This window comes from Microvirga sp. P4_G7 (assembly GCF_056401005.1).
The window spans coordinates 1-2,539 of sequence record NZ_JBFUKD010000549.1 but is presented as its reverse complement, the minus strand read 5'-3'; the positions used below and the strand labels follow the sequence as shown (position 1 = coordinate 2,539).

Genomic DNA, 2,539 nt, shown 5'->3' with positions numbered 1-2,539 from the left:
GCACAACGCCCATAGCTCGATCTACCGGGCTCGCCGTCGTGTGAACCCCGTGACCTACGAAGAACTGCGCGACGTGGTCGATATGTGGGTCGAAGCTGCCTTGAAGCTGAGCGAGCCTGATCTTCGCAAGATGGMGCGTCTCACAGCCGCCCAAGACCGGCGTCTCGCCGCCGCCCTCGCGCCTTACGCGATCGCAGCGGAATGACCCGCCAGACGATGGCGGCACCAAGTGCCGCTCCGTTCCTGGGGGCCACACAACATCATCGGGGAGTCTGCGCGCTCAGTTCAGACGCCCCGATGCATCTCTACCTGATTCATGTTCCAACAAGGCGGCGCGGGTTCGCTCCAGTGCCGCCTCCAACAGCTCTACCTGCTGTGCCCCACTTCTCCCAAGATCCTCGTCGCTGATCTTGCGCCATTGCAGGCACATATCGCGGATCTTCCTCGCGCCGATATTTGCGGCAGCGCTCTGCAGCGCATGGGCATCGGAGCGGAAGCGCGAGCTACTGGCGGCTTTTGCAGATTGCGCCAGATCGTGGACGATCACTTCGGCATCCGCGAGAAACTCGTGGATCAGTCCCGATACGAATTCCTTGTCCCCGAGCTTTTCGAGATCGGCGAGAACCTGATCGTCGATATAGGGTGAACGTGCGGCGGCGAAGCGCGGATGAGAGGTAATGTCGGCCACTTCGGATTGGGCCTGGCCTTTTTCTTCGGTCTTCGGACGCTCCTCTACGGGGACTGCCTTCATGACATCGGTGATCACCCGCAGCAGCGCCGCCGGCTTGATCGGTTTGGTGACGCAAGCGTCCATCCCCGCCGCCGCCGTCATCGCCGCCATGTTCTCGGTTGCATCCGCCGTCAGTGCTATGATGGGAACGTGACGGCGACCCAAAGCGGCGAAGCGATGAATCTGCGCCGCCTCGATACCCGTCATCACCGGCATGTTGATGTCCATCACGACGAGGTCGAAATCATCGGCTTCCAAAGCATCGAGTGCTTCCTCGCCGTTGACCACGGTGTGAACACTGTGTCCCCCCTTTTCGAGGATCTTGGAGATGACCGCGCGATTGGTCCGGTTGTCGTCCGCGAGAAGGACATGCAGACCGGTGATCGGCTTGTCGGAATCGATCTCCGCCTCATCGACGGGCTCAGCATCCGGCATCGCGTAGTGGGCTTCCGCAATGAGCCACGCATCCTTTGCTTCCAGCGGCGTGAAATCGGCAGGCAGCATGCTCGCGAACGAATGTCGAAGATCGGCGGGCGCAGGCACACGGTCAGAGACTGATGAAATGAGAACAATCGGTCGACGGGGGACGAGCTTGCGGATGTTCGCGGCGTTCCGCAGCTGGCTCTCCGGCAAGAAAATGATGACGTCTTCGTCGACGCTCTCTTGGATGAGCGAAATCGCATGCGCACCATCGCGAGCGACGAGGACCATTCCTCCGATGGCCAGTCGCGGCGCGTAGAGTCCCTCCTCACCGATCAGCATGGCCTTCGTGGAGCGCGCCTTGGGCGCGGCGCGAGAGGTCGTCGTCGGCTCTTGGCCCAGCACGAGTGTGAACCAGAAGCGGCTTCCGCGCCCAAGCTCGCTTTCGACGCCGATCTCGCCACCGAGGTTCTCCACGAGGCGCTTACAGATCGACAGGCCGAGACCCGTGCCGCCATACCGATTGATGATTGTCTCATCGGCTTGGGTGAAGCTCTCGAAAATGCGCTCCACCGCAGAAGATGCGATGCCGATCCCGGTGTCGGCTACTTCGAAGCGTAGGGCCGGCTTGGTCGCTGCGCTGATGAAGTCGACGGTGAGAACAACACTTCCGGTTTCCGTGAACTTGACCGCATTTCCCAGGAGGTTGAGCAGAATCTCTTGGAGATGGTGCCTGGAACTGTTGATTCGAAGCGGCGTCCAAGGGGTAACGTGGGTCGTCACGGTCAGCGGCTTGCCACGCGCTTCCGCTGTCACCATGCTTCGAACATCGGCAAGCAGATTGAGCAGATCGAAATCGATCGAGCTGATCGGCATCTGGCCCGCTTCGATGCGGGACAAGTCGAGAATTCCGTTGATCTGGGCAAGCAGGGATTGGCCGGCGCCACGGATGGTTTGCGCCATTCCCTGCTGTTCGGCATTGAGCGGGGTGTCGCGCAAGAGTTCCGACATGCCGATGATCGCATTCAGCGGCGTTCGCAGCTCGTGGCTGACGCTCGCCAGGAACATGCTTTTGGCCTTGTTTGCCGCCTCGGCTTGTGCCTTCGCTTTCGAGAGGCTGCGAATGAGCGTGCTCGTATAGACAGGGAGCACGATCAATCCGATGAGCAGACTGATGGACAGGTAGAGATCGTCACGCCAGAACGGCGTCGTGATGATGACGCTCAAGAAGCCGGCGACGGAAACCGCCGTGGCGACGTGCAAAAACCAAAGGCCGAACCGGAACCCGTTGCCGAAGGTGATCCACAGGTAGAGCGGGAAGAAGACCGAGGACACCTCGCCGCCGAAATGCAGCTGCAAGGACGTCGTTCCAAGATCGCTGATCATCGC

The 2,539-nt window shown here is 60.7% G+C and carries 1 protein-coding gene and 1 pseudogene; one reads left to right on the top strand and one right to left on the bottom strand.

Annotated elements, in window-relative coordinates; translation table 11 throughout:
• Nucleotides 1-205, top strand: a pseudogene (locus AC1DT3_RS17745) (crotonase/enoyl-CoA hydratase family protein); the annotation flags it as partial.
• A 75-nt stretch (nucleotides 206-280) separates the two neighbouring features.
• Here the strand turns inward: AC1DT3_RS17745 and AC1DT3_RS17740 are convergent.
• Nucleotides 281-2,539: ATP-binding protein (locus AC1DT3_RS17740; RefSeq protein WP_477466555.1), on the bottom strand; the 2,259-nt coding region annotated here is incomplete at its 5' end.